This window comes from Pseudomonas sp. 3B-A001-10F (assembly GCF_056313565.1).
The window spans coordinates 34,139-58,250 of record NZ_JBQYFW010000009.1 but is presented as its reverse complement, the minus strand read 5'-3'; the positions used below and the strand labels follow the sequence as shown (position 1 = coordinate 58,250).

Genomic DNA, 24,112 nt, shown 5'->3' with positions numbered 1-24,112 from the left:
TGTGCCAGACGTGGACACCCCGCGCCTCGACCTGCCACCGCGCACACATTTAGAGGTCTCGATACCCGGTGGGCAACCACCACGACCGGGCCGCTTACCAACGCCAGCCGATATCGACGCGATCGAGCCGGCTCCGAGCATCACCATTCATCGACCCGCGTTGCCGATTGAAAATCCGCGTGCGGCTAGCCAGTCCCTGGAACATTACTGGGTGCCTGCGGCCAGCGGTTTGTCGGATCGCAACGCTGACGGCTTGAGAACCCACAAAGGCCGCCAATATGCCGATGTACCCGGCGGCATCGTGCTGGTCGGCAAAGATGCGCAAACAGGACTGTATCGGGCCAGGCTACCCAGCGAATCCAGTCCCTCGGGACCCGTGTTGCTGCGTGACTCCAGCGCGGGACTCTGGCATGAGCTGGAACACTTCGAGCCGATCGGTGTGCCATTGTCGAGCAGCCGCCTGGAAGCTTTCCGCACGCCACTGGATTTCAGCGGCATTCAAAAGGGCAGCGATGGCCTTCACCGGCTCAACGGTAAACTCTATGCGGTGATCGACAACCACAGTTATCAGGTTCTGCACGACACCGATGCCTCGACCCCGTCAACAGCGGTGATGCGTATCGTCCGTGCGCAAGACCCGGTGGCCAGCGACAGCACCAATACCTACATCGCTACACGCCCCGGGCGCTCGGAGCCGATCATTTACGATGCTCGCGAAGGCTGGCTGGGAACGGCGGTCGGGGGTGCCGGCGGCATGTTCCGCAGCGAGCCAGGCAGCCCCGCGCATCCTGGCCTGCTGCAACGGTTTGCCAGCGCGATCAATCATTTGCGCACGCCAGAGTCCCGCGCTCGAAAGCTCTTCCCGGCCCTCGACAGCGATGAGATCACCCGGCTTCTGCATTCGCACGGGGATGACGTCCGCGGCTATCTGTCCCAACGCGAGGCCAGTTACAGGGCGCTCAAGGCGGATCTCGCTTCCTGGATCAGGAAGACATCCTCACAGGCCCCCAACGAAGCTGCACATCCCGCGGTGGAGCGTGCTGTAGAAGAAATAAAACGTTGCTGGAAACGGCAGACGGGGACGACGCTGAAACTTGATTTGGGAGAGGCAATCCTTGCGCCGCTGACGGCTGATTTCAGCCATGTAAGAACTCTGGAGCTGAAAGCGGTCGCCTGGTCGGACACCGCCGATACCTTCCTTGGCAGTTTTCCCAACCTTGAGAAACTGTCGGTGACTCACTCCACCCTGGATAAGCTGCCGCCCGATATCGCGCCGATGACCGTTCTCAAGGCTCTGGAGCTGAGCTCGAACCGAATCCAGCTCAATGAGCAGGCAGCAGTAAAACTGGGCGCACTCAAGCAGCTTGAACACCTCGACCTGTCGAGCAACCCGCTTGGCAGAATCCCGGACTTTCGCGGCATGTCGCAACTTCGGTCATTGAACCTGAGCAACACCGGACTGGATCACTGGCCCAGCGGTTTACGCGATCAGGTGGCACTGGACGTGGTCGACTTGCGCCATAACCAACTGCGCGAAATTCCACAGCCGATCCTTGACCCGTCAAACAATGAACTACTGGCGATTGCCCGTATCAACTCGGTCACCCTGATTGAAGGCAACCCCTTCCCGACCGGTTACTGGCGAACGCTTGAGGTTTATTGGCGCCGCGTAGTGGCCGACTACCCGGCGATGCGCACGGGCTCCCGCGCAGACGCGTTCAGACTGGATGGCGACATTCCCGAAGTGGCGATGGTGCGGCGTATGTATCCAGACAAGAATCCGCAAGCCGCCAGGGAATATTTGCTCGCCCTGGGGGATGGCGCCGAAGAGCAGATCGCGCGACGCATTGCCGGTTTCGAGTTACTGGAAACGCAACTGCAGGCCTACATCGCCGACAGCCAACCCGGACCGGCCCACGCCGTGGGCCCGGAAAGAGTCAACGCTACCCGCCTGGCAAGAATCATCAGAGGCTGCTGGCTGGGCGATTCGGACGGCGAACTGAAACTGCCAGCGCTGTACGGTCCATTACCCCTGCTGACCGTGGATTTCAGTCACATCAAATCCCTCAGTCTCGACTCGGTAATCTGGTCGGACACCGCCAATACGCTTCTGTCCAATTGCCCCAATCTGGAAAGCCTGACCATCGTTAACTCCGGCATCGATAAACTGCCGCAAAAAATCGCCGAGATGGACAAACTCAACTATCTGGATCTGAGTTCAAACCAGATAAAACTGGATGAACAAAGCGCTTTGGCACTCGGTGCATTGCACCAGTTGAAACAGATCGATCTGTCCAACAATCAACTGCGGGCAGTGCCCGACTTCAGCGCCATGTCCGGGTTGCAGGCATTGAACCTGAAAAACACGGGCCTCAGTCAGTGGCCTGCCGGGCTGCTCGACAAAACCGCTTTAAACCACCTGGACCTGCGCGACAATCGCTTGAGCGAGGTTCCCCAGGCCAATCTCAACCCGACACCCGAGACACTGGCTGTCGTCGCGCGGATCAACAATGTCACGCGCCTTGAAGGCAACGACTTCCCCTCCGCGTACTGGCGAAAATTCGACGGCTACTGGCGACGCCTTAAACAGTCTCACCCCGAGCTGATGGAGCCGGCCCATCCCGCCGTATTCGATAGCGAAGACTCCAGGGCGCAGCGTTATCGAAACCTGTTCCCGAGCAAAACCATCAAGGAGTGCAGGGAGTTCATCTGGAATCATGACAAAGGCACCGTGGCACCACGCTTGCTCGCACTGGAACAAGAATTCGATCTTCTGAAAACCCAGCTCGACGACTGGGTCTTTTCCGGGGGCGGCAACCGCCTGCGTTATGTGCGTGCCAATCAGCTGCAAATCAACGCCACCACCCGTAATGACCGCACTGCAGCGCGGGATCGGATCATCAGTTGCTGGCGCCGCGAGACGGCGCAAAAACATGCTTTCGACGGCACACCGATCGGTCTGGAACTGGACTTGAGCGGCCTGACCTTGCCGACCCTGCCGGATCTGAGCATCGATTTCAGCCATGTGGGTTCACTCAGATTGAGCGGCATGAACCTGACGGAGTCACCGGAAGGCTTCCTCACCCGTTTTCGTCATGTGCGCTGGCTGGACATGTCGAACAATCGCCTCAGGGACTTGCCCCCGGCAGTAGGAGAAATGCACGGGATGACGCGCCTCTTCCTGCAGCACAACCAACTTGAACTCAATGCAGAAACGGCGCGGATACTGGCCGGACGCACAACGCTCAGAGCACTTTGGATCGACAACAATCCCCGGCTCGGTGTGATCCCGGATTTCAGCCTGATCACCGATATGCGCGAGGTCACCCTGGCGAACACCGGCATCACGCAGTGGCCAACCGGGCTGTTTGATCAACCCCTGCTGACCCGGATCGATCTGAGCAACAATCAGATCACCACGATTCCTGACTTTGTCACTGCTCCGCCCCCGGAGCGCTTGGCGCATTCGGTCCAGGTGAACAGTGGCACGTTACTGACGAATAATCCGATTACCGATGAGACGCGGATACAAATGGGCGTCTATCGCAGGCAACTGGACGAAGCCCAAACCGGGCTTCACAACAGATCCAACCTGTTCACAACGTCATTCACCTTGGCACAACGTCCCAGTGCAAGGGCAGCCGCGGACCCTGCCCCGATCTGGACCACCGGACTACCCGCTGATCAAGCGATCGCCAGAAACACTCAATGGCGCACGTTGCGCGAGCAGCAAGGCTCGGACGGCTTCTTCAACATCCTCGCGAGCCGTGCGCACCATGCCGACTTCCGGCGCCAGGTCTGGGACGTGATCGATGTCATCAGCCAGGACAATCCACAGTCGCGAACCTTGCGTCGAGAACTATTCGATCGCGCGTGCGAAGCCGGCTGCACTGACCTTGCCGCAGCCACCTTCACTGATCTGCAAGTCCTGGTCATGACTCACAAGGCGCGCATACAGGCCAGGCTGGATATGAATGGCGCCCCCTTGGTGGCGCTGTCCAAAGGATTGTTCCGGCTAAAACAGGTCGACGACATCGCGGCGGCAGAGATCGCTTCAAGCAGGGCAATCATTGACGATCCGGCAACCTCCCGGGAGCTGCGAAACAGCCACAACCTGCGCATACGCGATCCCCATGAAATGACCATGGCCTACCGCTTTGGTCTCAGGGATCGGCTGCAATTGCCGTTTCAGCCACAGACACTCTCGTTTATCGGCATGGCCGGCGTTACCCCGGCAATGCTGGATGCGGCATATCGCAAAGTCTCGACGCTGAATGGTTCGCCTGAAGAGTTTCAGGCATTGGTGTCGATGAATTTCTGGCAGGACTTCATCATTCACAAATACCAGGCGCAATTCGATGCGAGTCGCCAGCCGTTCCAGGATCGCCAGGAAATTCTCGACAGCCAGTCATCACAAAGACTGCTGAGCGAAGCTCAATACAAATCGCAAACCGATGATGTGACGGCGCAGTTGGCGATTGTCGAAGCGACATTGATCCAGACGCTGACGCGGCAGGAATTGCAGCCTCGAACAACGATCGAGGCGCCTCCTGCCAACGTCACGCCTGCGCAGGAAACCCAGGGGGCGAGTGGCGCAACGCTGTAATCGATACAGCGTCGCAGCAGGCCGATGAACTTCGGCCTGCTGTCACTCGTCGTCGTCGAAGTTGTAACTGCCCGGCGCGAGGTTTTCAAAGCGCGTGTATTTGCCGATAAAGGCCAGACGGATAAAACCGATCGGGCCGTTACGTTGCTTGCCGATGATGATTTCGGCGATGCCTTTGTGTTCGGTTTCCGGGTGATAGACCTCGTCGCGGTACACGAACATGATCACGTCGGCGTCCTGCTCGATCGCTCCGGATTCGCGCAAGTCGGAGTTCACCGGGCGCTTGTTGGGACGCTGTTCGAGGGAGCGGTTGAGCTGCGACAGCGCCACCACCGGGCAGTTGAATTCCTTGGCCAGCGCTTTCAGGGATCGCGAGATTTCGGAAATTTCGTTGGTGCGGTTGTCACCGCTGGAACCGGGGATCTGCATCAGTTGCAGGTAGTCGATCATGATCAGGCCGACGTCACCGTGTTCACGCACCAGACGTCGGGTCCGCGCACGCATTTCCGACGGACTGATGCCGGCAGTGTCATCGATGAACAGCTTGCGGTCGTTGAGCAGGTTGACCGCCGAAGTCAGGCGCGGCCAGTCATCGTCTTCCAGTTGGCCAGAACGCACCTTGGTCTGGTCGATGCGCCCAAGCGAGGAGAGCATACGCATGATCAGCGATTCGCCTGGCATCTCGAGGGAGTACACCAGAACCGCCTTCTCGCTGCGCAACACGGCGTTTTCCACCAGGTTCATTGCGAAGGTGGTTTTACCCATCGACGGACGGCCGGCGACGATGATCAAGTCGGACGGCTGCAGGCCGCTGGTCTTCTCGTCGAGGTCGGTGTAGCCGGTGGACAGGCCTGTGATGGCGTTGTCGGTGTTGAACAGGGTGTCGATGCGATCAATGGCCTTGGTCAGCAAATCGTTCACACCTACCGGGCCGCCGGTTTTTGGCCGGGCCTCGGCAATCTGGAAGATCTGGCGTTCGGCTTCGTCGAGAATCTCGGCGGCGGTGCGGCCTTCGGGGTTGAAGGCGCTGTCGGCGATTTCGGTGCTGATGCCGATCAACTGGCGCAACGTCGCTCGCTCACGAACGATCTGCGCATAGGCCTTGATGTTGGCGACGGACGGCGTGTTTTTCGCCAGTTCACCGAGGTAACCGAGGCCACCGACCTGCGAGGTCTGGCCTTCCTTGTCCAGTTGTTCAGACAGGGTCACCACGTCGATCGGCATGTTCTGATCGGCCAGTTTGGCGATCGCACGGAAGATCAGACGGTGGTCATGTCGATAGAAATCGCCGTCGGAGACTTGATCGAGCACGCGTTCCCAGGCGTTGTTGTCCAGCATCAGACCACCGAGTACAGCCTGTTCGGCCTCGATGGAATGCGGCGGCACCTTCAGGGCAGCGGTTTGCAGATCGTATTGCTCGGGAGCGGAGATATCGTTCATGGCCACTTGTGTAATTTGGAAAAACAGGGAGTTCAGAAAGACAAAGGGCACGACCTGTAAACAGGATCGTGCCCGATGTTAACCGTCTGACGGACAAGCCGCCAGCCGATCAGGTGTTACTTAAGCTGCTACCACGACAACGCGTACGGTGGCTTCAACTTCGGCGTGCAGGTGCACAGCCACGTCGAATTCACCCACGTTGCGGATGGTGCCGTTCGGCAGACGAACTTCGCTTTTCGCAACTTCAACGCCGGAGGCGGTCAGTGCGTCAGCGATGTCGTGAGTACCGATCGAACCGAACAGCTTGCCTTCGTCGCCAGCGGTGGCAGTGATGGTCACTTCCAGCTCGGCCAGTTGGGCAGCACGGCTTTCAGCCGATGCTTTACGGTCTGCGGCAGCTTTTTCCAGCTCAGCACGACGCTCTTCAAACGCAGCCAGGTTGGCAGCAGTTGCAGCGGTAGCTTTGCCGAAAGGCAGCAGGTAGTTACGGCCGTAACCGGCCTTAACGTTTACTTTGTCGCCCAGGTTGCCCAGGTTGGCGATTTTTTCCAGAAGGATCAGTTGCATGTGGAAATCCTCTTAACTTTTAACCTTCACCGTTCGCGTTATCGGTGTCTTTCGACACGTGACGACCGCGAAAATCAATCAGGCTGTCGACAATGGCCAGGACCACGAGCAACGGATAGATCAGCTGCATGAACAACAACAGCGTGACGTACAACCCCACCAGCCAGAAACCGGCCAGTCGCTTCTGCCCGACCAGCCCGTGAATCAGGGCAAGTCCGGCGAACACCAGCGGTACACTGCACAACGGCGTCAACATGGCCATCTGTGCACCGAGATTCGGGCCCAGAAGCATCAACGCCAGCAGCAACATCGCCGGCCCCAGCGGGATCCGGATGGCGCGAAACTCGCGACCAAAACCACCCGGGTTGTACAACAACGCCTGCCAATGCCGCCCGACAATCAGGCTCAGCACGCTGACGATCTGCAACAGCGCCGCAATCAGTCCGGTCAGGACCGGTGCAATCAGGGACGCGAAACGCGCTTGCTCATCGACCGACAATTGCTTGTAGGTTTCACCAAGAAGCGCCGGCATGACCTTTATCAAGGCCTGCGCGAGCATCTCGATCTGGGCCGCAAACGCCGCCCCGAGCACCACCGAAAACACCACTCCAATCACTACGCTGACCAGCAGCGTGCGGACCCAGGATTCACTTGCGCGCAAAACCAACGCAAGCCCCGAAGACCCCAGCAGCACCAGAAGTGCCCGTGGGTCATCGGCATACAGCCACCAGATCAACGCCGGCAGCAGCCCCAGAGACAGAACACCCAGGGCGTCCGTCAGTCCGCGCCGCAGCAGCACAAGGCTCCCCGCGGCAGCACCCAACCAATACAACAACGGCAATGTTGCACATCCGGCCACCACGAGAGTGGCCTGCATACGGCCTCGCATGATGAACTCAGCTAAGGCACGCATGCATTCAATCCTTTGCTACTTGTCGACTGCCCGGTCTCAGCGGCCGTGGCTGTCGGTGTAGGCCAGCAGGGCCAGGAAGCGGGCGCGCTTGATAGCGGTGGCCAGCTGACGCTGATAACGAGCTTTGGTACCGGTGATGCGGCTTGGAACGATTTTGCCGGTCTCGGATACGTAGGCTTTCAGAGTGTTGAGATCTTTGTAATCGATCTCTTTCACGTCTTCAGCGGTGAAGCGGCAGAATTTACGACGACGGAAGAAACGTGCCATTTGATAGGCTCCTTAATAAGGTCCGTGGATTACTCGTCAGCGTTATCGCTGTTGTCGCTGTCATCACTATCGGTGCCTTCGGCGCCTTCGTGCTCAGGACGGTCGCGACGCTCACGGCGCTCACTGCGGTTTTCTTCAGCCTTGAGCATCTCGGACTGGCCAGTTACGGCTTCGTCGCGACGGATGACCAGGTTACGGATCACTGCATCGTTGTAGCGGAAGTTGTCTTCCAGCTCGGCCAGGGCCTTGCCAGTGCACTCAACGTTCAGCATCACGTAGTGAGCCTTGTGAACATTGTTGATTGCGTAGGCCAGTTGACGACGGCCCCAATCTTCCAGACGGTGGATTTTGCCGCCGTCTTCTTCGATCAGCTTGGTGTAACGCTCAACCATGCCGCCGACTTGCTCGCTTTGATCCGGGTGGACCAAAAAGATGATTTCGTAATGACGCATGAATGCTCCTTACGGGTTGTAGCCTGCCGCTCAAAAACGGTCAGACAAGGAGTGAATGACACTTATGGACTTGCTGGCGCGGGGCACATGCGTGCCTGCCGTCACAGCAAGGGGCGCAATTGTAGAGAAGGGACAGAGGAGGTGCAAGGCAATTGGTGATTATTTGAACAATCACTCAGTTATGCCACACCACAAAACAATGTGGGAGCGAGCTTGCTCGCGAATGCAGTTTGTCAGGCAACTTTTATGTCGACTGATACTCCGCTATCGCGAGCAAGCTCGCTCCCACATTTGAATCGAGTACGACTCAGGATTTCTTTGTGGCGGCCTTGGCTTTTGCACCGCGCTGACGCTGCGCTTCGAACAGGCACACGCCCGTCGCAACCGAGACGTTGAGGCTGCTGACGCTACCGGCCATCGGCAGCTTCACCAGATAGTCGCAGTGCTCGCGGGTCAGGCGACGCATGCCTTTGCCTTCAGCGCCCATGATCAGAATGGTCGGGCCAGTCAGATCCTGGTCGTAGATGCTGACCTCAGCCTCCCCCGCAGTACCGACAATCCACAGACCGCGCTGCTGAAGCTTTTCCAGCGTACGAGCGAGGTTAGTCACGGCAACCAATGGAATCACTTCTGCCGCGCCGCAAGCGACTTTACGCACGACCGGCGTCAGGGTCGCCGACTTGTCTTTCGGCACTATCACCGCGAGTGCACCGGCCGCATCCGCCGAACGCAGGCAAGCACCAAGGTTGTGCGGATCGGTCACGCCGTCGAGCACCAGTAGCAGCGGCGCACCTTCAGTGCGATCGAGCAGCTCGTCGAGCATGGCTTCGCCCCAGACCTGACTCGGGCTTACTTCCGCGACCACGCCCTGGTGCACGCCTTCAACCCAAGCGTCCATTTCGCGACGCTCGGCCTGACCGACCTGAACACGGTTTTCGTTGGCCAGCTCAACCAGGGTCTGCACGCGCGGATCGTTGCGGCTTTCCGCCAGCCAGATCTGCTTGACGCGTTTCGGGTGGTGACGCAGCAACGCTTCTACCGCGTGAACGCCGTAGATTTTTTCCAACTGACTCATGACTTCGCCTTCGGTTTACGTGCCCCGCCACTTTTGGCTGGAGCGGAGCCCGCTTTGGGCGGCCCCTTACGGTGTTTGCTCGGTTTCGCTGGCTTGCCGCCGGAGGCCTTTTCAGGCGCCGACCGTCCGGTCTTTCCCCCGGACGCCGCTTTACCACCGTTTTTAGCGTCGGAAAGCAGAGCCTTCTTCATTTCACGGCTTTTGCGCAGCTCGGCGTTTTTCGCCACGGCGTCGCTTGGGCGATAGGCTTCTGCCGCTTTTTCCTTGGCCGGACGACGGCTGGCGGATTTAGCTGGAGCCTTTTCTTCCGCAACCTTGGCCGCCGGAGCAGCGGTTTCAGCGCCACGTTTTTTGCGACCGATCGGTGCGCTGATGGTTTTTTCGGCCATCTCGAAGTCGATCTTGCGCTCGTCGAGGTCAACGCGCATGACGCGCACTTCAACGGTATCGCCAAGACGGAAGCTGCGACCGGTGCGCTCGCCCGCCAGGCGGTGATGCACAGGATCGAAGTGGTAGTAATCGCCCGGCAGCGCCGTGACGTGGACCAGACCTTCGACGTAGATATCGGTCAGCTCGACGAACAGGCCAAAACCGGTTACCGCTGTGATCACACCCGGGAACGACTCGCCCACGCGATCCTTCATGAACTCGCACTTGAGCCAGTTGACCACGTCGCGGGTGGCTTCATCGGCACGGCGCTCGCTCATCGAGCACTGTTCGCCGAGCTGCTCCAGCGCCGCCTCGTCGTACGGATAGATGCGCGCCTTCGGAATGGTCATCGCCCCGGCACGGCGAACGTGCGGAGTGTCCTGCTTCGAATGGATCACGCTGCGGATCGCGCGGTGCGTCAGCAGGTCCGGGTAACGACGGATCGGCGAAGTGAAGTGGGTATAGGCTTCATAATTCAGGCCGAAGTGGCCCTGGTTGTCAGCGCTGTACACCGCTTGACTGAGCGAGCGCAGCATCACGGTCTGGATCAGGTGGAAATCCGGACGATCCTTGATGCTTGCCAGCAACGCCTGATAATCCTTCGGCGATGGACCGTCCTTGCCTTTGTGCAGGGACAGGCCGAGCTCGCCAAGGAAGGCGCGCAGTTTTTCCAGACGCTCCGGTGGCGGGCCGTCGTGGACACGGTACAACGCAGGGATTTCGTGCTTCTTGAGGAATTCGGCGGTGGCCACGTTGGCCGCCAGCATGCATTCCTCGATCAGCTTGTGCGCGTCGTTACGGGTGGTCGGACGGATTTCGGCAATCTTGCGCTCGGAACCGAAGATGATCCGGGTTTCCTGGGTCTCGAAATCGATCGCGCCGCGCACGTGACGGGCAGCCAGCAACACTTTGTACAGCGAATAAAGCTGCTTGAGGTGCGGCACGACGTCGGTGTACTCACCACGCAGTTTGCGTGCTTCGGCCACTTTCGGCGTTTCCAGCATCGCGCTGACTTTGTTGTAGGTCAGACGCGCGTGGGAATGGATCACCGCTTCGTAGAAGCAGTAGTCGGTCATTTCGCCGGACTTGGAGATGGTCATCTCGCAAACCATGGCCAGACGATCGACGTGCGGATTCAGCGAGCACAGGCCGTTGGACAGCTGCTCAGGCAGCATTGGCACCACGCGCTCAGGGAAGTACACCGAGTTGCCGCGCACCTGCGCTTCGTTGTCCAGCGCCGAGCCGATCTTCACGTAGCTGGAAACGTCAGCAATCGCCACGTACAACTTCCAGCCGCCGGAGAACAGGCGCAGCTTGCCCGGCTTGGCTTCGCAATAAACAGCATCGTCGAAGTCGCGGGCATCTTCACCGTCAATGGTGACGAACGGCAAATGGCGCAGGTCGACGCGCTTCTCTTTGTCTTTTTCTTCGACTTCCGGCTTGAGCTTGGCCGCTTCTTTCAGAACGGCTTCGGGCCAGACGTGCGGAATGTCGTAGGTGCGCAGAGCGACATCGATTTCCATGCCCGGCGCCATATAGTTGCCGACCACTTCAACCACGTCGCCTTGCGGCTGGAAGCGCGGCGTCGGCCAGTGGGTGATTTTCACCTCGACGAACTGACCGATCTGCGCGTTGGCGTTGCGGCCCGGGGTGACCAGCACTTCCTGCTGGATCTTCGGGTTGTCCGCGACGACGAAGCCGATGCCGCCTTCTTCAAAGTAGCGACCGACGATGGTTTCGTGAGCACGCGAGACCACTTCAACGATCACGCCTTCGCGGCGACCGCGACGGTCGAGACCGGACACACGCGCCAGCGCACGGTCGCCATCGAACACCAGACGCATTTGCGCGGGGCTCATGAACAGGTCGTCGCTGCCGTCGTCCGGCACCAGGAAGCCGAAACCGTCACGGTGACCGCTGATGCGACCGAGGATCAGGTCGAGTTTGTCGACCGGCGCATAAGTGCCGCGGCGGGTGTAGATCAGTTGGGCGTCGCGCTCCATGGCGCGAAGGCGGCGGCGCAGGGCTTCGATCTGGTCTTCTGTGGTCAGACCAAACTCTTCCACCAGTTGCTCGCGGGCAGCCGGCGAGCCCCGATCGGCGAGATGCGCCAGGATCAGTTCGCGGCTAGGAATAGGGTTTTCATATTTTTCCGCTTCACGAGCGGCCTCGGGATCGAGGGACTGCCAATCGGCCATTAGAGAGTTTTCACCTTGTCTATATGCGGGTTAGTTTGGCATAGGCGCCATGAAACGGGAAATTTCCGACTATATAAGGCCCTTATGAGGGTCTGTATCGTCGCTTGAAAGCCGTTTTGAACACCGCCGGTAAAAAAAATCATATTTTTTGCTGACAGGGGTTTACAGTTAAAAAGACGCTCCGTATAGTGCGCGCCATCGACGACGCACAAGCGTTAACGATACTGCCCAGATGGTGAAATTGGTAGACACGCCAGCTTCAGGTGCTGGTGACCTTACGGTCGTGGAAGTTCGAGTCTTCTTCTGGGCACCAATTTCGAGTTTGAGACTAGATCAGTTTCAAGACTCACACAAAACCCGCGAAAGCGGGTTTTTTGCATTCTAAGCCCGGCTTTTCTTAAAACTGATTTATTAAAATTAAATCAGGGGTTTACAGATCAAAACGCGCTCCGTATAGTGCGCCACATCAACAGCGGCAACGCTAGCGATGATTGCCCAGATGGTGAAATTGGTAGACACGCCAGCTTCAGGTGCTGGTGACCTTACGGTCGTGGAAGTTCGAGTCTTCTTCTGGGCACCAATTCAAATTCAAGGTTACGACCTTGGATTTCACAAAAACCCGCGAAAGCGGGTTTTTGCGTTTCTGGCTTCCAGAAATTTATCACTACCCCGCCTATCAAAATGCCAGCCCCGCCGCAAGGCGCACTTGAGAAACAATATCGTTTATCATTGTTGCAAGTTTTTGCAATGCGACAGTGAGGAACCCTGCGAATGACGTTTCGAAATACCCTGCGCCGAGGCTTGACCTTCACCCTCCTCGGCCTGGCGCTCGCCACTCCCCTCACCCAGGCTGCCGATGCGGTTTCCCTGACTCTCTACAACGGCCAGCACAAGGAAGTCGGCGACGCGATCGCCAAAGCCTTCGAATCCAAGACCGGCATTCACGTCAACGTGCGCAAGGGCAGCAGCAATCAGTTGGCCAGCCAGATCATCGAAGAAGGCGACCGCTCCCCTGCCGACGTGATCTACACCGAAGAGTCGCCACCGCTCAATAATCTCGGCGAGCTGGGCTTGCTGGCCAAAACCGATGACGCCACGCTGGCTGTTCTTCCGGAAAAATATGTGGCCGGCAACGGCACCTGGATCGGCGTGACAGCGCGGGTTCGTGTGGTCGCCTACAACCCGAAACTGGTCGACGAAAAAGACCTGCCGAAATCGGTGATGGAGTTCTCCGATCCGCAGTGGCAGGGCAAAGTCGGCTTCGTACCGACCAGCGGCGCCTTCCAGGAACAAGCCGTAGCGATCATCAAGATGCACGGTCGCGACGCCGCCGAAGAATGGCTGACCGGTCTGCGCGCATTCGGCAAGACCTACAGCAACAACATGGTCGCCCTCAAAGCCGTGGAAAACGGCGAAGTCGCCACCGTGCTGGTGAACAACTACTACTGGTTCGCCCTGCAACGCGAGAAAGGCAAACTGGATTCGAAGCTGCATTACTTCACCGGCGGTGACGTCGGCGGCTTGATCACTGTGTCCAGCGCGGCCGTGCTGAAATCCAGCAAACATCCAAAAGAAGCCCAGCAGTTTCTTGCCTACATGGCCAGCGAAGAAGGCCAGCGCGTGATCACTCAGACGACCGCCGAGTATCCGCTGCACAAAGGCATGGAATCGGATCGCGGGCTCAAGCCGTTCAGCGAACTGGAAGCGCCGAACGTGACCCCGGCCGATCTGGGCAATGCTGAAGAAGCGCTGGAGCTGGAACGCGAAGTTGGCTTGAACTGATGACCGCATCGTTATCCGCCCCTGCCGCGCGCGGGGGTTACGTACCAAAGCGCAAGCGGCCATCGATCTGGCTGGTATTGCCAGTTTTGTTGCTTGTGGTACTGAGCCTGTTGCCGCTAGCCTATGTCGGACTCAAAGCCTGGCAGGCCGGCTGGGCCGAGGCACTGCATTTGTTGTGGCGCCCGTATGTATTCGGCCTGCTGCGCAACACCTTGTCTTTGATGGTTGGCGTAACCCTCACCTGCGGCGTGATAGGTCTGTCGCTGGCATGGCTGTTGGAACGCAGCAATTTGCCAGGGCGACGCCTGTGGGGTGTGATTCTGTGCCTGCCGTTCGCGGTGCCCGCATTCGTCAGCAGCTTCACTTGGGTGTCGTTGAGCGCGCAGTTCGAAGGCCTTGGCGGGGCGATTCTGGTGATGAGCCTGTCGAAGTATCCGCTGATCTTTCTGCCGGTGGCGGCGACGCTGCGCAATCTTGACCCTTCACTTGAGGAGTCGGCTCGCACCCTTGGGCAGAATCGCTGGGGCGTATTTTTCCGCGTCACGCTGCCGCTGCTCTGGCCATCACTGCTGGCCGGTTCGCTGTTGATTGCCTTGCACATGCTGGTGGAGTTCGGCGCACTGTCGATCATCGGCCTGCAAACCTTCACCACAGCGATCTATCAGCAATTCGAACTGGAATTCAGCAACGCCAACGCAGCGATGCTTTCGGCCGTATTGCTGGCGCTGTGCCTGGTGCTGTTGTGGCTGGAGTTGCGCGTGCGCGGCAAGGGCCGGCATGTGCGCACCGGTCAAGGTGCAGCGCGCCAGGCTGAACAGGTTCGGCTAGGGCCATGGGCCACGGTCGGTCAGTTGTATTGCCTGATGCTGGCAGTTGTCGGCAGCGGCATTCCGCTGGGGATGTTGGCCTATTGGCTGGCGGTAGGTACGTCGGCGGCATTCCCGGTCGCGGCAATTACTGAAGCGCTGCTTTCTTCTTTGGCGCTTTCTCTAGGCGGCGCTGCGTTGTGCCTGGTGCTGGCTGTGCCGGTCGGTTTGTTGGTGGTGCGTTACAAAGGCCAATTGGCAATCTGGGCCGAGCGTTTGCCGTATCTGCTGCATGCGCTGCCGGGCCTGGTCATTGCGTTGACGCTGGTGTATTTCGCCCTGCACTACGTGCCGGCGCTGTACCAGACTTCGGGGTTGCTGCTGATCGCTTATGCGCTGCTGTTTCTGCCATTGGCGCAGGCGCCGATTCGCACGGCACTGAACAAGGCTGCGCCGCAACTGGAAGAGGCTGCGCGCACACTGGGGGCTTCGTCGTTCACGGCGTTTTGCCGGGTGACGCTGCCGATCATCTTCCCGGCATTGGGCGCGGCGTTTGCACTGGTGTTTCTGGATGCGATGAAGGAATTGACCGCGACACTGCTGTTAAGTCCGACAGGGCTTAACACGTTGGCGACTGAGGTGTGGGCGCATACCGCGAATGTCGAGTTTGCGGCAGCGGCGCCTTATGCGGCGTTGTTGATTTTGGTATCGGGGTTGCCGGTTTATCTGCTGACGACGCGGATGTATTTGAGCCGTTGAAATAGCTATCGCGAGCAGGCTCACTCCTACATTGGAATGCGTTCCCCCTGTAGGAGTGAGCCTGCTCGCGAAGAGGCCCGACCAGACAACATCAAGCCCTGAACTGCCCCAGACTCGCCTTGAGCTGCGCAGCCAATCCATCCAGCACCTTGCCACTAGCCGTGGTTTCCACCACCGCCTGCGCCGCTTTCTCAGCCTGCGCGTGAATCGTTTCGACTCGTCCACGCACCGCCTGCGCACCTTGCGCCTGATGTGCAGCGGCCTGCGTTGCCAAGCCAATCGCCGCATGCACTTGCTCGACCGACGCCTGCACTGATTGCTGCAACCGCGCACTGTCACGCAACACCAGCAACCCTTCGCTGGCCTGACGCCCGGCCTGGCCGATCGCCTCGACCGCCTCACGCGCGCCCTGCTGCAACGCGACGATATGCGCCTGAATATCGCCAGTAGAACTTTGTGTCTTGCTCGCCAGTGCACGTACTTCGTCGGCCACCACGGCAAAGCCACGCCCGGTTTCGCCAGCGCGCGCCGCTTCAATGGCAGCGTTGAGCGCCAGCAGATTGGTCTGCTCGGCAATCCCGTGAATCACCGTCAGCACCACCTCAATCTGCTCACTCTGCTGAGCCAGCCGCTCGATGACTTTCGCGCCGGTATCGACTTGCCCCGCCAGCGCCTCGATCAGGCTGCCGACCTTGGCGGACGTCCGGGTGTTTTCGTCGGTGGCCTGGCGAATATCCACAACCTGTTTCAAAGCCGCTTGCATCGCATGGCTTTCCGACTGCGCCTCATCAGCCATTTGCGACAGTGCGCGCAGGCTTTCCGCCACTTCATCACGCTGCATGCCCGCCGCCGCATCGGCACCGGCATTGCGCAGGGTCATCGCGCCGATTTCTACGCCGGTACGCTGCGCAACATCGCCCGCCTCGCGCACGATCGGCTGCAACTTATCCACAAAGCGATTGACCGCCGAAGCCATGTCGCCGATTTCGTCCTTGCTGTTGATCTGCACACGCTTGGTCAGGTCGCCCTCGCCCGCCGCCAGGTCATCCATCGCGGCGTTGAGCATCTTCAGCCGATTGACCACGCGATGACCCAACACTACCGCCAGCAACAGCAGCACACCGCAACCGACCAGCGCCAGACCCAGGCCAATGCGCCAGCGCAAGGTTGCCGCTGCTTCCTGAACGGTATTGGCGGTATTGGATTTCATCTCGGTCGCAGTGGACTGCGCCGACTGCAGGCGCGACTGCATGGCTTTGGCGCTGTCTGCGGCGGCGCCCTTGAGACTGTCGCCGACCAACTGATCACTGCTGGCGATCAACGCCGAGAAGCGCTTGTCCAGCGCCGCCAGATCGGTTTCCACCGACGCAGTGGATACACCCATCAGCACTTTGCCGATTTCCACGCCGTTGGGGTTGATCGAAGCTTCGAGGTAGTAAACCGACGGATCGTTCTTGGCCGCATCCAGCACTTTATCCAGCGCACGCTCGCCCTGGCCTTTTTCCAACAGGGCCTTGTTGATCGGGTTTTCGCGATTGAGATAGCGGGTCAGGTGCTGGCCGGTGGCGTCATCGTAGACCACGAACAACACATTGGGATTGCGCTGGGCACGGCGAGCGAACTCGGACAGGGTCGGTACGTCGCTGTCCCACATGGCACGCGGGGCTACGGAGGCCAGTAACTGCGCCATGTCATTGGCCGAATCTTTCAGATCCTTTTCCAGCGTCGCACGCAGTTGCGCCTGCTCTTCTTTCAGGCGCGAAGACAGGCCGGCGGTAAGCCGCTGACGAGTACTGGCGGACAAGGCATCGAGGCTCGAGGTGACTTCACGCCCGGCCTGCTCCAGTTCACCGGAGAGCTTCTGGCTGTCGGCGCCGAGGCGCACCGCCAAGTCAGCTTCCAGCGCCGTGACGGTGCTCCGCGTCAGGGCAACGGCCACCAACACTTGCACCAAAAGGGCGATACCAAGGGTAACGAACACGGGGCGCAACAAACGGCTTTGTAACAGTGAGAGAACGGCCGACACTGTGAATACCTCTACTTCTGACGCCATTAATTTGCTGGCACTCTTGTAGACAGATTCACAGCAAAGGTCATGCCGTCCAACAGGCATAAACGACAAAGGCCCCGATGAAGGGGCCTTTGTGTTTTTACATCAACGACTTATCAAGCAAACGGATGACGCAGAACGATGGTTTCGTTGCGGTCCGGGCCCGTCGAAATAATGTCGATCGGCGCGCCGATCAGCTCTTCAACGCGTTTGATGTAGGCGCGAGCGTTAGCCGGCAGCTCTTCCAGGGTTTTTGCACCCACGGTCGATTCGGTCCAGCCCGGCACTTCTTCGTACACAGGCTGCAGGCCTACGTAGCTGTCAGCGTCGGTCGGAGCAACGGCATTGCCTTCGGCGTCTTTATAGCCAACGCAGATGTTGATGGTTTCCAGACCGTCGAGCACGTCCAGCTTGGTCAGGCAGATACCCGAAATGCTGTTCACATCGATAGCGCGACGCAGGATAACGGCGTCGAACCAGCCACAACGACGGGCACGGCCGGTGGTCGCACCGAACTCGTGACCTTGTTTGGCCAGGTGAGCGCCGACGTCGTCGAACAGCTCAGTCGGGAATGGACCCGAACCGACACGAGTGGTGTAAGCCTTGGTGATGCCCAGGATGTAGTCGAGGAACATCGGGCCAACGCCGGAACCGGTCGCTACGCCACCGGCGGTGGTGTTGGAGCTGGTCACGTACGGGTAGGTACCGTGGTCGATGTCGAGCAACGAACCCTGGGCGCCTTCGAACATGATGTCTTTGCCGGCGCGACGCAGGTCGTGCAGCTCGGCAGTGACGTCCAGCATCAGCGGCTTCAGCAGCTCAGCGTATTCCTTGCACTCGGCCAGGGTCTTTTCGAACTCGATGGCCGGCTCTTTGTAGTAACCAACCAGCATGAAGTTGTGGTAATCCACCAATTCACGCAGTTTGTCCTCGAAGCGCGGCATGTTCAGCAGGTCGCCAACACGCAGGCCACGACGAGCAACCTTGTCTTCGTAAGCCGGGCCGATGCCGCGACCGGTGGTACCGATCTTCAGCTCGCCACGGGCCTTTTCACGGGCTTGGTCCAGCGCCACGTGGAAGGACAGGATCAGCGGGCAGGACGGGCTGATACGCAGACGCTCACGCACCGGTACGCCTTTCTCTTCCAGCTTGGTGATCTCGCGCAGCAGGGCGTCAGGTGCAACCACCACGCCGTTGCCGATCAGGCACTGCACGCCTTCGCGCAGCACGCCCGACGGGATCAGGTGCAGGACGGTTTTCTCGCCGTCGATCACCAGTGTGTGGCCAGCGTTGTGGCCACCTTGGTAGCGCACTACGGCGGCAGCATGTTCGGTCAGCAGATCAACGATCTTGCCTTTGCCCTCATCACCCCACTGGGTGCCCAGGACTACGACATTCTTACCCATAACACTTGTCCTCATTCGCGCAAACTTGGTGCCGGCGATGGCCGGCAGGAAAACTCAAGAAGCCAGTGGCGATACTTGCCAAAGCCCGTTCTGCTGAATCAATTGCCGGTCGCAGTCCGCATCACGGGCGGCGGCCAAAGGTTGCCCAGGCAAAGCCTGAACGACACGCTGACCCTCACTGCGCAACTGGCAAACCTGCTGCCAGAGTGCCGCATCCGTACTGTCAGGCATCCAGATACCGCCAGACGGTAGCTCGATCTCAGCACGCCCCAGGGTCACCAGGGTTTTCAAATCGGTGGAGAAGCCTGTCGCTGGACGGGCGCGGCCAAAGTCCGCGCCGATGTCGTCGTAGCGACCGCCCTGAGCGATGGACTGGCCAACGCCCGGCACGAACACCGCGAACACCACACCGGTGTGGTAGTGGTAGCCACGCAGCTCGCCCAGGTCGAAGTACAACGGCAGGTCCGGGAAACGCGCCGAGAGGCGCTCGGCGATCGCCAGCAAATCTTCCAGTGCCGCCAGAACCGGCGCCGGCGCATTGGCCAGACGCTCACGGGCAGCGCTTAAGACTTCACGGCCGCCGCACAGATCAACCAGCGCACGCAGCATGCCGGACAAATCGGCCGGCAGGCCTTCGGTCAAGGTAATGACCTCGTCGATGGCTTTGCGTTGCAGCGCATCGAACAACTGCTGTTCGACTTCACCGGACAGACCGGCGGCACGCGCCAGACCACGGTAGATGCCGACATGACCAAGGTCCATGTGCACATCCGGCACATCGGCCAGTTGCAGCATGGCCAGCATCAGGCTGATCACTTCAACGTCGCTGCTCGGGCTGGCGTCGCCGTACAACTCGGCGCCCAACTGGATCGGGCTGCGCGAGGACGACAGTGCACGCGGCTGAGCATGCAGCACACTGCCGGCGTAGCACAGACGGCTCGGACCTTCGCGACGCAGGGTGTGCGCATCGATGCGCGCCACTTGCGGCGTGATGTCGGCACGGAAACCCATCTGCCGGCCCGATTGCGGGTCGATGACCTTGAAGGTACGCAGATCCAGGTCCTGGCCCGCGCCGGTCAGCAGGGATTCCAGGTACTCGATATGGGGAGTCACGACAAACTCGTAACCCCAGCTCTGGAACAGATCCAACACCTGACGACGCGCGACTTCAATGCGCGCCGCTTCCGGTGGCAGTACTTCTTCGATGCCATCTGGCAGCAGCCAGCGGTCTACCGTTGCCATTACGCCATTCCCCTTTGATCCGGGCGGCCAGCCTGCGGGCGAGCCTTGAGTGAAGCAGAAAATGACCGAACCGTTCAAAACGCACGCGCATGAACGACGCGGCGAAAGGCCTGTTAGCGGCTTCGCCCATCACTTTCCTCGAAATACTCTCGGGCCATTCAACCCGATGCCTGCAACAAAAAACAGCAATCAAACGTGCAGACGCAAAAAAGCCGGGAATTTCCCGGCTGCCGCATCATACACACGTTTTCCCAAAGGATCACCCCGCCCGAGGTTTTAGCCGCCGGGCGGAATGATTCAGGTCAACGGCGTATCAAGGCTTGGCCTTTTCCAGGTAGTGGAAAAAGTCGCTGCTTGGGTCGAGGACCAATACGTCGGATTTGTTCGCGAAGCTTTCACGGTAGGCGCGCAGGCTACGATAGAAACTGTAGAACTCCTGATCCTGACCGTAGGCCTTGGAGTAGATCGCAGCGGCCTGGGCATCACCATCACCGCGAACCTCTTCGGATTCACGATAGGCTTCAGCCAGCAGCACGCGGCGTTGACGATCGGCGTCGGCACGGATGCCTTCCGCTAGCTCGTTACCCTTGGCGCGGTGCTCGCGAGCTTCACGCTCACGCTCGGTGCTCATACGTTCGAACACACTGCGGTTCACTTCTTTCGGCAGGTCGATGGTCTTGACCCGGACATCGACAACTTCGATACCCAGCTCCTTTTCCGCCATTTTGTTCAGGGATGCGGTGATGTCAGCCATCAACGCGTCACGCTCACCCGACACTACTTCGTGCAGAGTGCGCTTACCGAACTGGTCACGCAGACCGGATTCAAGACGACGGGAAAGACGCTCGTCGGCGATTTGCTTGAGGCCGGAAGTTGCGGTGTAGAAGCGCTCGGCATCTTTCACGCGCCACTTGGCGTAGGCATCGACCATCACGGCTTTCTTTTCCAGGGTCAGGAAACGCTGTGTCGGTGCATCCAGCGTCATCAGACGTGCGTCGAATTTACGCACCTGGTTAACGTAAGGCACTTTCACATGCAGGCCTGGCTGAACATCGGCCTGAACCACGCGACCGAATTGCAGCAGCACCGCACGCTCGGTCTGAGCCACGATGTAGAAGCAGTTCCAGCCCACCAGTACCACAACAACGCCAACGATCAGGGCGATCAGCGATTTATTGCTCATCAGCGGGTCTCCCTTGTGCGCGACTGCGGCAGGTCAGTGACATGCGGCGTGACGTCCGTGTTGTTGCTGGCGGCAGCCGAACCGGTGACCGGTGCATTGCTGCCCGAACTGTTCTGAATCATTTTGTCCAACGGCAGGTAAAGCAGGTTGCTCTGGCCGTTCTTGTTGCCGGTCACGAGTACCTTGCTGGTATTGCTGAAGACTTCCTGCATGGTGTCCAGGTACAGACGCTGGCGGGTAACCTCAGGTGCCTTGCGGTACTCGGCGACCAGCTTGGTAAAGCGATCGGCTTCACCCTTGGCGCGCGAGACCGTTTCGTCGCGGTAACCGTTGGCATCCTCGAGGATGCGCTGGGCCTGACCACGGGCTTCCGGCACGACGCCGTTGGCGTAGGTTTCAGCCTGGTTGCGCGAACGCTGCTCGTCTTCACGGGCGCGGATCACGTCATCGAAGGCTTCCTGCACTTCACGCGGTGCCGCTGCGCTCTGTACGTTGACCTGAGTGACGGTGATACCGGTGCGATAGGTATCGAGGAAGCGTTGCAGACGCTCCTTGATTTCGCTGGCCATCAATTCACGACCTTCGGTCAGCACCTGGTCCATGGCGGTGGAACCCACCACGTGGCGCAGGGCACTGTCAGTCGCATGCTGCAGACTGATTTCCGGCTGATCGACGTTAAGCACGAAGTCCTGCAGGTTGCTGATCTTGTACTGCACGGTCAGCGGCACTTCGACGATGTTCTCGTCTTCGGTCAGCATCTGGCCCTGCTTGGTGTACGCACGCTCACGCGTGACGTTTTCCATGTACTTTTTATCGATCGGCGGAAAGTAGATATTCAGGCCCGGGCCAACGGTCTCGTAGTACTTGCCGAAGCGCAGCACCACGGCTTGCTCCTGCTCGTCCACCACGTAGACCGCGCTGTACAGCCAGACAGCCGCCAGCACGACGAGGCCGATGCCGAGCAGACCGCCGAAGCCGCCACCGCTCCTGCCCGAACCACCGCCATCATCACCACCGCGTTTCTTACCACCACCGAACAACCCGTTCAGGCTTTCCTGCAGCTTTCGGAAGGCCTCGTCGAGATCCGGTGGCCCCTTGCGGTCGCCGTTATTGCGGCGTTTGCCACCCCAAGGATCCTGATTATTCGAGTTGCCACCCGGCTCATTCCAAGCCATAGCGCTCTCCATCTGATAAAGCAAAGACGCACCCACGGCGCGCCGACCAATGCTACAGAATGCCTGCCGTTACGGCACAACCGCTTCTTCAGGCTTTTATTGCAAAGTGTGTTGCTCGATGAATTCCATCGGCTGCAATCCTTCGCGGCTTACCAGTCGATTCAGCTCGACCCGGGGCAAACGAACGGCCAGCAGGCTGATGCCTTCTTCGTCATGCTCTTCTTTCTGCACCGCACCGAGTTCGAAAAACTGCGCACGCAGTCGGGCGAATCGTTGCGGCAAACGCAGTGTGCCGATGAACAAATCACTGCCGAGCAATTCGGCAATGGCTTGTTCAAGCAATTCCAGACCACTGCCATCACGTGCCGAAAGCCAGACCCGCTGGGGCTTGCCGTTTTCGTCGCGCTGGATTTGTGGCTCAACGCCTTCAAGCAAATCGAGTTTGTTATAGACCTCGAGTATCGGCAAGTCCTGGGCACCAATCTCGCCCAGCACCACCATCACCTGCTCGATCTGCAACATGCGATCCGGTTCGGCCGCATCGATCACGTGCAACAACAGGTCGGAGTTGGCCGACTCTTCGAGGGTAGACCGAAATGCTTCGACCAGCTTGTGCGGCAGGTGACGAATGAAGCCTACCGTATCCGCCAGAACAATCGGCCCCAGGTCGTCCAGATCCAGACGGCGCAGGGTCGGGTCCAGCGTGGCGAACAACTGGTCGGCCGCGTACACGTCGGATTTCGTCACATTATTGAAGAGTGTCGATTTGCCGGCGTTGGTATATCCCACCAAAGACACGGTAGGGATATCCGCACGGGAGCGGCCACGTCGCGATTGCTCGCGCTGGCTGCGCACCTTCTCCAGCCGACCCTTGATCTGGCGCAGGCGGACCCGCAGCAAACGGCGGTCGGTTTCCAGCTGGGTCTCACCCGGGCCGCGCATGCCGATGCCGCCACCCTGACGCTCAAGGTGAGTCCAGCCGCGAACCAGCCGCGTGCTCATGTGGTCAAGCTGGGCCAGTTCGACCTGGAGCTTGCCTTCATGGGTACGGGCGCGTTGGGCGAAAATATCGAGAATCAGACCGGTACGGTCGATCACGCGACACTCGAAAACACGTTCGAGGTTACGTTCCTGACTAGGCGTGAGGATGTGATTGAAAATCACCAGATCGGCTTCTTCAGCCTTGACCAGGTCGCGCAGTTCCTCGACCTTGCCGCTGCCGATCAGAAATTTGGCGGTTGGCCGATGACGCGGCACGTTAAAAAACGCAACGGTCTCGGCGCCGGCCGAATTAGCCAATTCCTGAAACTCCTGCGGATCTTCGCGCGCCTCAGGGTCCTGTCCATCCAAGTGAACGAGGATCACTCGTTCACCACCACCGTGGCGCTCAAAGAACAAAGGAGACTCCTATCAGGCGTTACCTGGCTCAGCGTCACCTGCTTCGGATTCGGTTGCGCTAGGCAGACGAATTGGACGAACCGGCACTACTGTCGAGATAGCGTGTTTGTAAACCATCTGGCTTACGGTGTTTTTCAGCAGGATCACGAATTGGTCGAACGACTCGATCGTGCCTTGCAGTTTGATACCGTTGACCAGGTAGATGGAAACCCCAACTTTCTCTTTACGTAAAGTATTCAAGTAAGGGTCTTGTAGCGAATGCCCTTTTGACATGTGCCGCACTCCTTTAAGGATTCAATAATAAAAAATAGGTAATTCAGATGGCTTTGGCCGCCACACCCCCAAGGATAGACGGCAATTGCAA

The 24,112-nt window shown here is 59.2% G+C and carries 17 protein-coding genes and 2 tRNA genes; 5 read left to right on the top strand and 14 right to left on the bottom strand.

Features of this window, described 5'->3' with window-relative positions; translation table 11 throughout:
• Window positions 1–10: 10 nt before the first annotated feature.
• Window positions 11–4,606 (top strand): NEL-type E3 ubiquitin ligase domain-containing protein, encoded by a 4,596-nt coding sequence (locus AC0ZWN_RS11245; RefSeq protein WP_476335060.1) that lies wholly within the window; start codon window positions 11–13, stop codon window positions 4,604–4,606.
• A 42-nt stretch (window positions 4,607–4,648) separates the two neighbouring features.
• On the opposite strand, the gene dnaB is transcribed toward AC0ZWN_RS11245, so the two are convergent.
• The 7 genes from dnaB to rnr form a co-directional block, all read right to left on the bottom strand.
• Entirely contained in the window at window positions 4,649–6,046 is a 1,398-nt protein-coding gene (gene dnaB / locus AC0ZWN_RS11240) for a replicative DNA helicase (RefSeq protein ID WP_007915846.1), read from the bottom strand.
• Between the two features lie 120 nt (window positions 6,047–6,166).
• On the bottom strand, window positions 6,167–6,613 hold the full coding sequence (gene rplI / locus AC0ZWN_RS11235; RefSeq protein ID WP_003186385.1) for a 50S ribosomal protein L9: 447 nt from the start codon (window positions 6,611–6,613) through the stop codon (window positions 6,167–6,169).
• A 19-nt stretch (window positions 6,614–6,632) separates the two neighbouring features.
• Window positions 6,633–7,526: a hypothetical protein gene (locus AC0ZWN_RS11230; protein WP_016983782.1), complete on the bottom strand. Its 894-nt coding sequence runs from the start codon at window positions 7,524–7,526 to the stop codon at window positions 6,633–6,635.
• A gap of 36 nt (window positions 7,527–7,562) precedes the next feature.
• Window positions 7,563–7,793: a 30S ribosomal protein S18 gene (gene rpsR, locus AC0ZWN_RS11225; RefSeq protein WP_002551829.1), complete on the bottom strand. Its 231-nt coding sequence runs from the start codon at window positions 7,791–7,793 to the stop codon at window positions 7,563–7,565.
• A 29-nt stretch (window positions 7,794–7,822) separates the two neighbouring features.
• Window positions 7,823–8,245: a 30S ribosomal protein S6 gene (rpsF, locus tag AC0ZWN_RS11220; RefSeq protein WP_016771938.1), complete on the bottom strand. Its 423-nt coding sequence runs from the start codon at window positions 8,243–8,245 to the stop codon at window positions 7,823–7,825.
• A gap of 307 nt (window positions 8,246–8,552) precedes the next feature.
• The gene (rlmB, locus tag AC0ZWN_RS11215) at window positions 8,553–9,320 is read right to left on the bottom strand and encodes a 23S rRNA (guanosine(2251)-2'-O)-methyltransferase RlmB (protein ID WP_007915843.1); all 768 of its coding nucleotides are present in this window, start codon (window positions 9,318–9,320) and stop codon (window positions 8,553–8,555) included.
• Window positions 9,317–11,947 carry a ribonuclease R gene (gene rnr / locus AC0ZWN_RS11210; RefSeq protein ID WP_093430184.1) on the bottom strand — a complete coding sequence of 877 codons (2,631 nt, stop codon included), beginning with the start codon at window positions 11,945–11,947 and terminating at the stop codon, window positions 9,317–9,319. The genes rlmB and rnr overlap by 4 nt, the downstream gene beginning before the upstream one ends.
• A 226-nt stretch (window positions 11,948–12,173) precedes the next feature.
• On the opposite strand from rnr, the gene AC0ZWN_RS11205 reads away from it, so the two are divergent.
• The 4 genes from AC0ZWN_RS11205 (at window position 12,174) to AC0ZWN_RS11190 (ending at window position 15,294) form a co-directional block, all read left to right on the top strand.
• Window positions 12,174–12,260 (top strand) — tRNA-Leu (locus AC0ZWN_RS11205).
• A gap of 180 nt (window positions 12,261–12,440) precedes the next feature.
• Window positions 12,441–12,527, top strand: a tRNA-Leu gene (locus AC0ZWN_RS11200).
• 191 nt (window positions 12,528–12,718) lie between these two features.
• Window positions 12,719–13,729 (top strand): extracellular solute-binding protein, encoded by a 1,011-nt coding sequence (locus AC0ZWN_RS11195; RefSeq protein WP_476335058.1) that lies wholly within the window; start codon window positions 12,719–12,721, stop codon window positions 13,727–13,729.
• Window positions 13,729–15,294 carry an ABC transporter permease gene (locus tag AC0ZWN_RS11190; RefSeq protein ID WP_476335056.1) on the top strand — a complete coding sequence of 522 codons (1,566 nt, stop codon included), beginning with the start codon at window positions 13,729–13,731 and terminating at the stop codon, window positions 15,292–15,294. The genes AC0ZWN_RS11195 and AC0ZWN_RS11190 overlap by 1 nt, the downstream gene beginning before the upstream one ends.
• Before the next feature lie 91 nt (window positions 15,295–15,385).
• On the opposite strand, the gene AC0ZWN_RS11185 is transcribed toward AC0ZWN_RS11190, so the two are convergent.
• The 7 genes from AC0ZWN_RS11185 to hfq all read right to left on the bottom strand — a co-directional run bounded on the left by AC0ZWN_RS11185 (window position 15,386) and on the right by hfq (window position 24,021).
• Window positions 15,386–17,320 carry a methyl-accepting chemotaxis protein gene (locus AC0ZWN_RS11185; RefSeq protein ID WP_476335055.1) on the bottom strand — a complete coding sequence of 645 codons (1,935 nt, stop codon included), beginning with the start codon at window positions 17,318–17,320 and terminating at the stop codon, window positions 15,386–15,388.
• 140 nt (window positions 17,321–17,460) lie between these two features.
• The gene (locus AC0ZWN_RS11180) at window positions 17,461–18,750 is read right to left on the bottom strand and encodes an adenylosuccinate synthase (protein WP_007915835.1); all 1,290 of its coding nucleotides are present in this window, start codon (window positions 18,748–18,750) and stop codon (window positions 17,461–17,463) included.
• Window positions 18,751–18,804: 54 nt separating this feature from the next.
• Window positions 18,805–19,992: an ATP phosphoribosyltransferase regulatory subunit gene (locus AC0ZWN_RS11175; RefSeq protein WP_038360371.1), complete on the bottom strand. Its 1,188-nt coding sequence runs from the start codon at window positions 19,990–19,992 to the stop codon at window positions 18,805–18,807.
• 313 nt (window positions 19,993–20,305) lie between these two features.
• Window positions 20,306–21,175 (bottom strand): protease modulator HflC, encoded by an 870-nt coding sequence (hflC, locus tag AC0ZWN_RS11170; RefSeq protein ID WP_007915830.1) that lies wholly within the window; start codon window positions 21,173–21,175, stop codon window positions 20,306–20,308.
• The gene (gene hflK, locus AC0ZWN_RS11165) at window positions 21,175–22,350 is read right to left on the bottom strand and encodes an FtsH protease activity modulator HflK (RefSeq protein ID WP_016984785.1); all 1,176 of its coding nucleotides are present in this window, start codon (window positions 22,348–22,350) and stop codon (window positions 21,175–21,177) included. Before hflK ends, hflC begins: the two co-directional genes overlap by 1 nt.
• 96 nt (window positions 22,351–22,446) lie before the next feature.
• Window positions 22,447–23,748 (bottom strand): ribosome rescue GTPase HflX, encoded by a 1,302-nt coding sequence (gene hflX, locus AC0ZWN_RS11160; protein WP_093430181.1) that lies wholly within the window; start codon window positions 23,746–23,748, stop codon window positions 22,447–22,449.
• Between the two features lie 12 nt (window positions 23,749–23,760).
• Window positions 23,761–24,021: an RNA chaperone Hfq gene (gene hfq / locus AC0ZWN_RS11155; RefSeq protein ID WP_007902656.1), complete on the bottom strand. Its 261-nt coding sequence runs from the start codon at window positions 24,019–24,021 to the stop codon at window positions 23,761–23,763.
• Window positions 24,022–24,112: the final 91 nt, after the last annotated feature.

Coding starts and splice junctions, on each gene's coding strand:
- rpsF (WP_016771938.1), bottom strand. CDS start 8,245: ATGCGTCATTACGAAATCATCTTTTTGGTCCACCCGGATCAAAGCGAG.
- hflC (WP_007915830.1), bottom strand. CDS start 21,175: ATGAGCAATAAATCGCTGATCGCCCTGATCGTTGGCGTTGTTGTGGTA.
- AC0ZWN_RS11230 (WP_016983782.1), bottom strand. CDS start 7,526: ATGCGTGCCTTAGCTGAGTTCATCATGCGAGGCCGTATGCAGGCCACT.
- hflK (WP_016984785.1), bottom strand. CDS start 22,350: ATGGCTTGGAATGAGCCGGGTGGCAACTCGAATAATCAGGATCCTTGG.
- rnr (WP_093430184.1), bottom strand. CDS start 11,947: ATGGCCGATTGGCAGTCCCTCGATCCCGAGGCCGCTCGTGAAGCGGAA.
- rplI (WP_003186385.1), bottom strand. CDS start 6,613: ATGCAACTGATCCTTCTGGAAAAAATCGCCAACCTGGGCAACCTGGGC.
- AC0ZWN_RS11175 (WP_038360371.1), bottom strand. CDS start 19,992: ATGGCAACGGTAGACCGCTGGCTGCTGCCAGATGGCATCGAAGAAGTA.
- dnaB (WP_007915846.1), bottom strand. CDS start 6,046: ATGAACGATATCTCCGCTCCCGAGCAATACGATCTGCAAACCGCTGCC.
- rlmB (WP_007915843.1), bottom strand. CDS start 9,320: ATGAGTCAGTTGGAAAAAATCTACGGCGTTCACGCGGTAGAAGCGTTG.
- AC0ZWN_RS11195 (WP_476335058.1), top strand. CDS start 12,719: ATGACGTTTCGAAATACCCTGCGCCGAGGCTTGACCTTCACCCTCCTC.
- AC0ZWN_RS11190 (WP_476335056.1), top strand. CDS start 13,729: ATGACCGCATCGTTATCCGCCCCTGCCGCGCGCGGGGGTTACGTACCA.
- hfq (WP_007902656.1), bottom strand. CDS start 24,021: ATGTCAAAAGGGCATTCGCTACAAGACCCTTACTTGAATACTTTACGT.
- rpsR (WP_002551829.1), bottom strand. CDS start 7,793: ATGGCACGTTTCTTCCGTCGTCGTAAATTCTGCCGCTTCACCGCTGAA.
- AC0ZWN_RS11180 (WP_007915835.1), bottom strand. CDS start 18,750: ATGGGTAAGAATGTCGTAGTCCTGGGCACCCAGTGGGGTGATGAGGGC.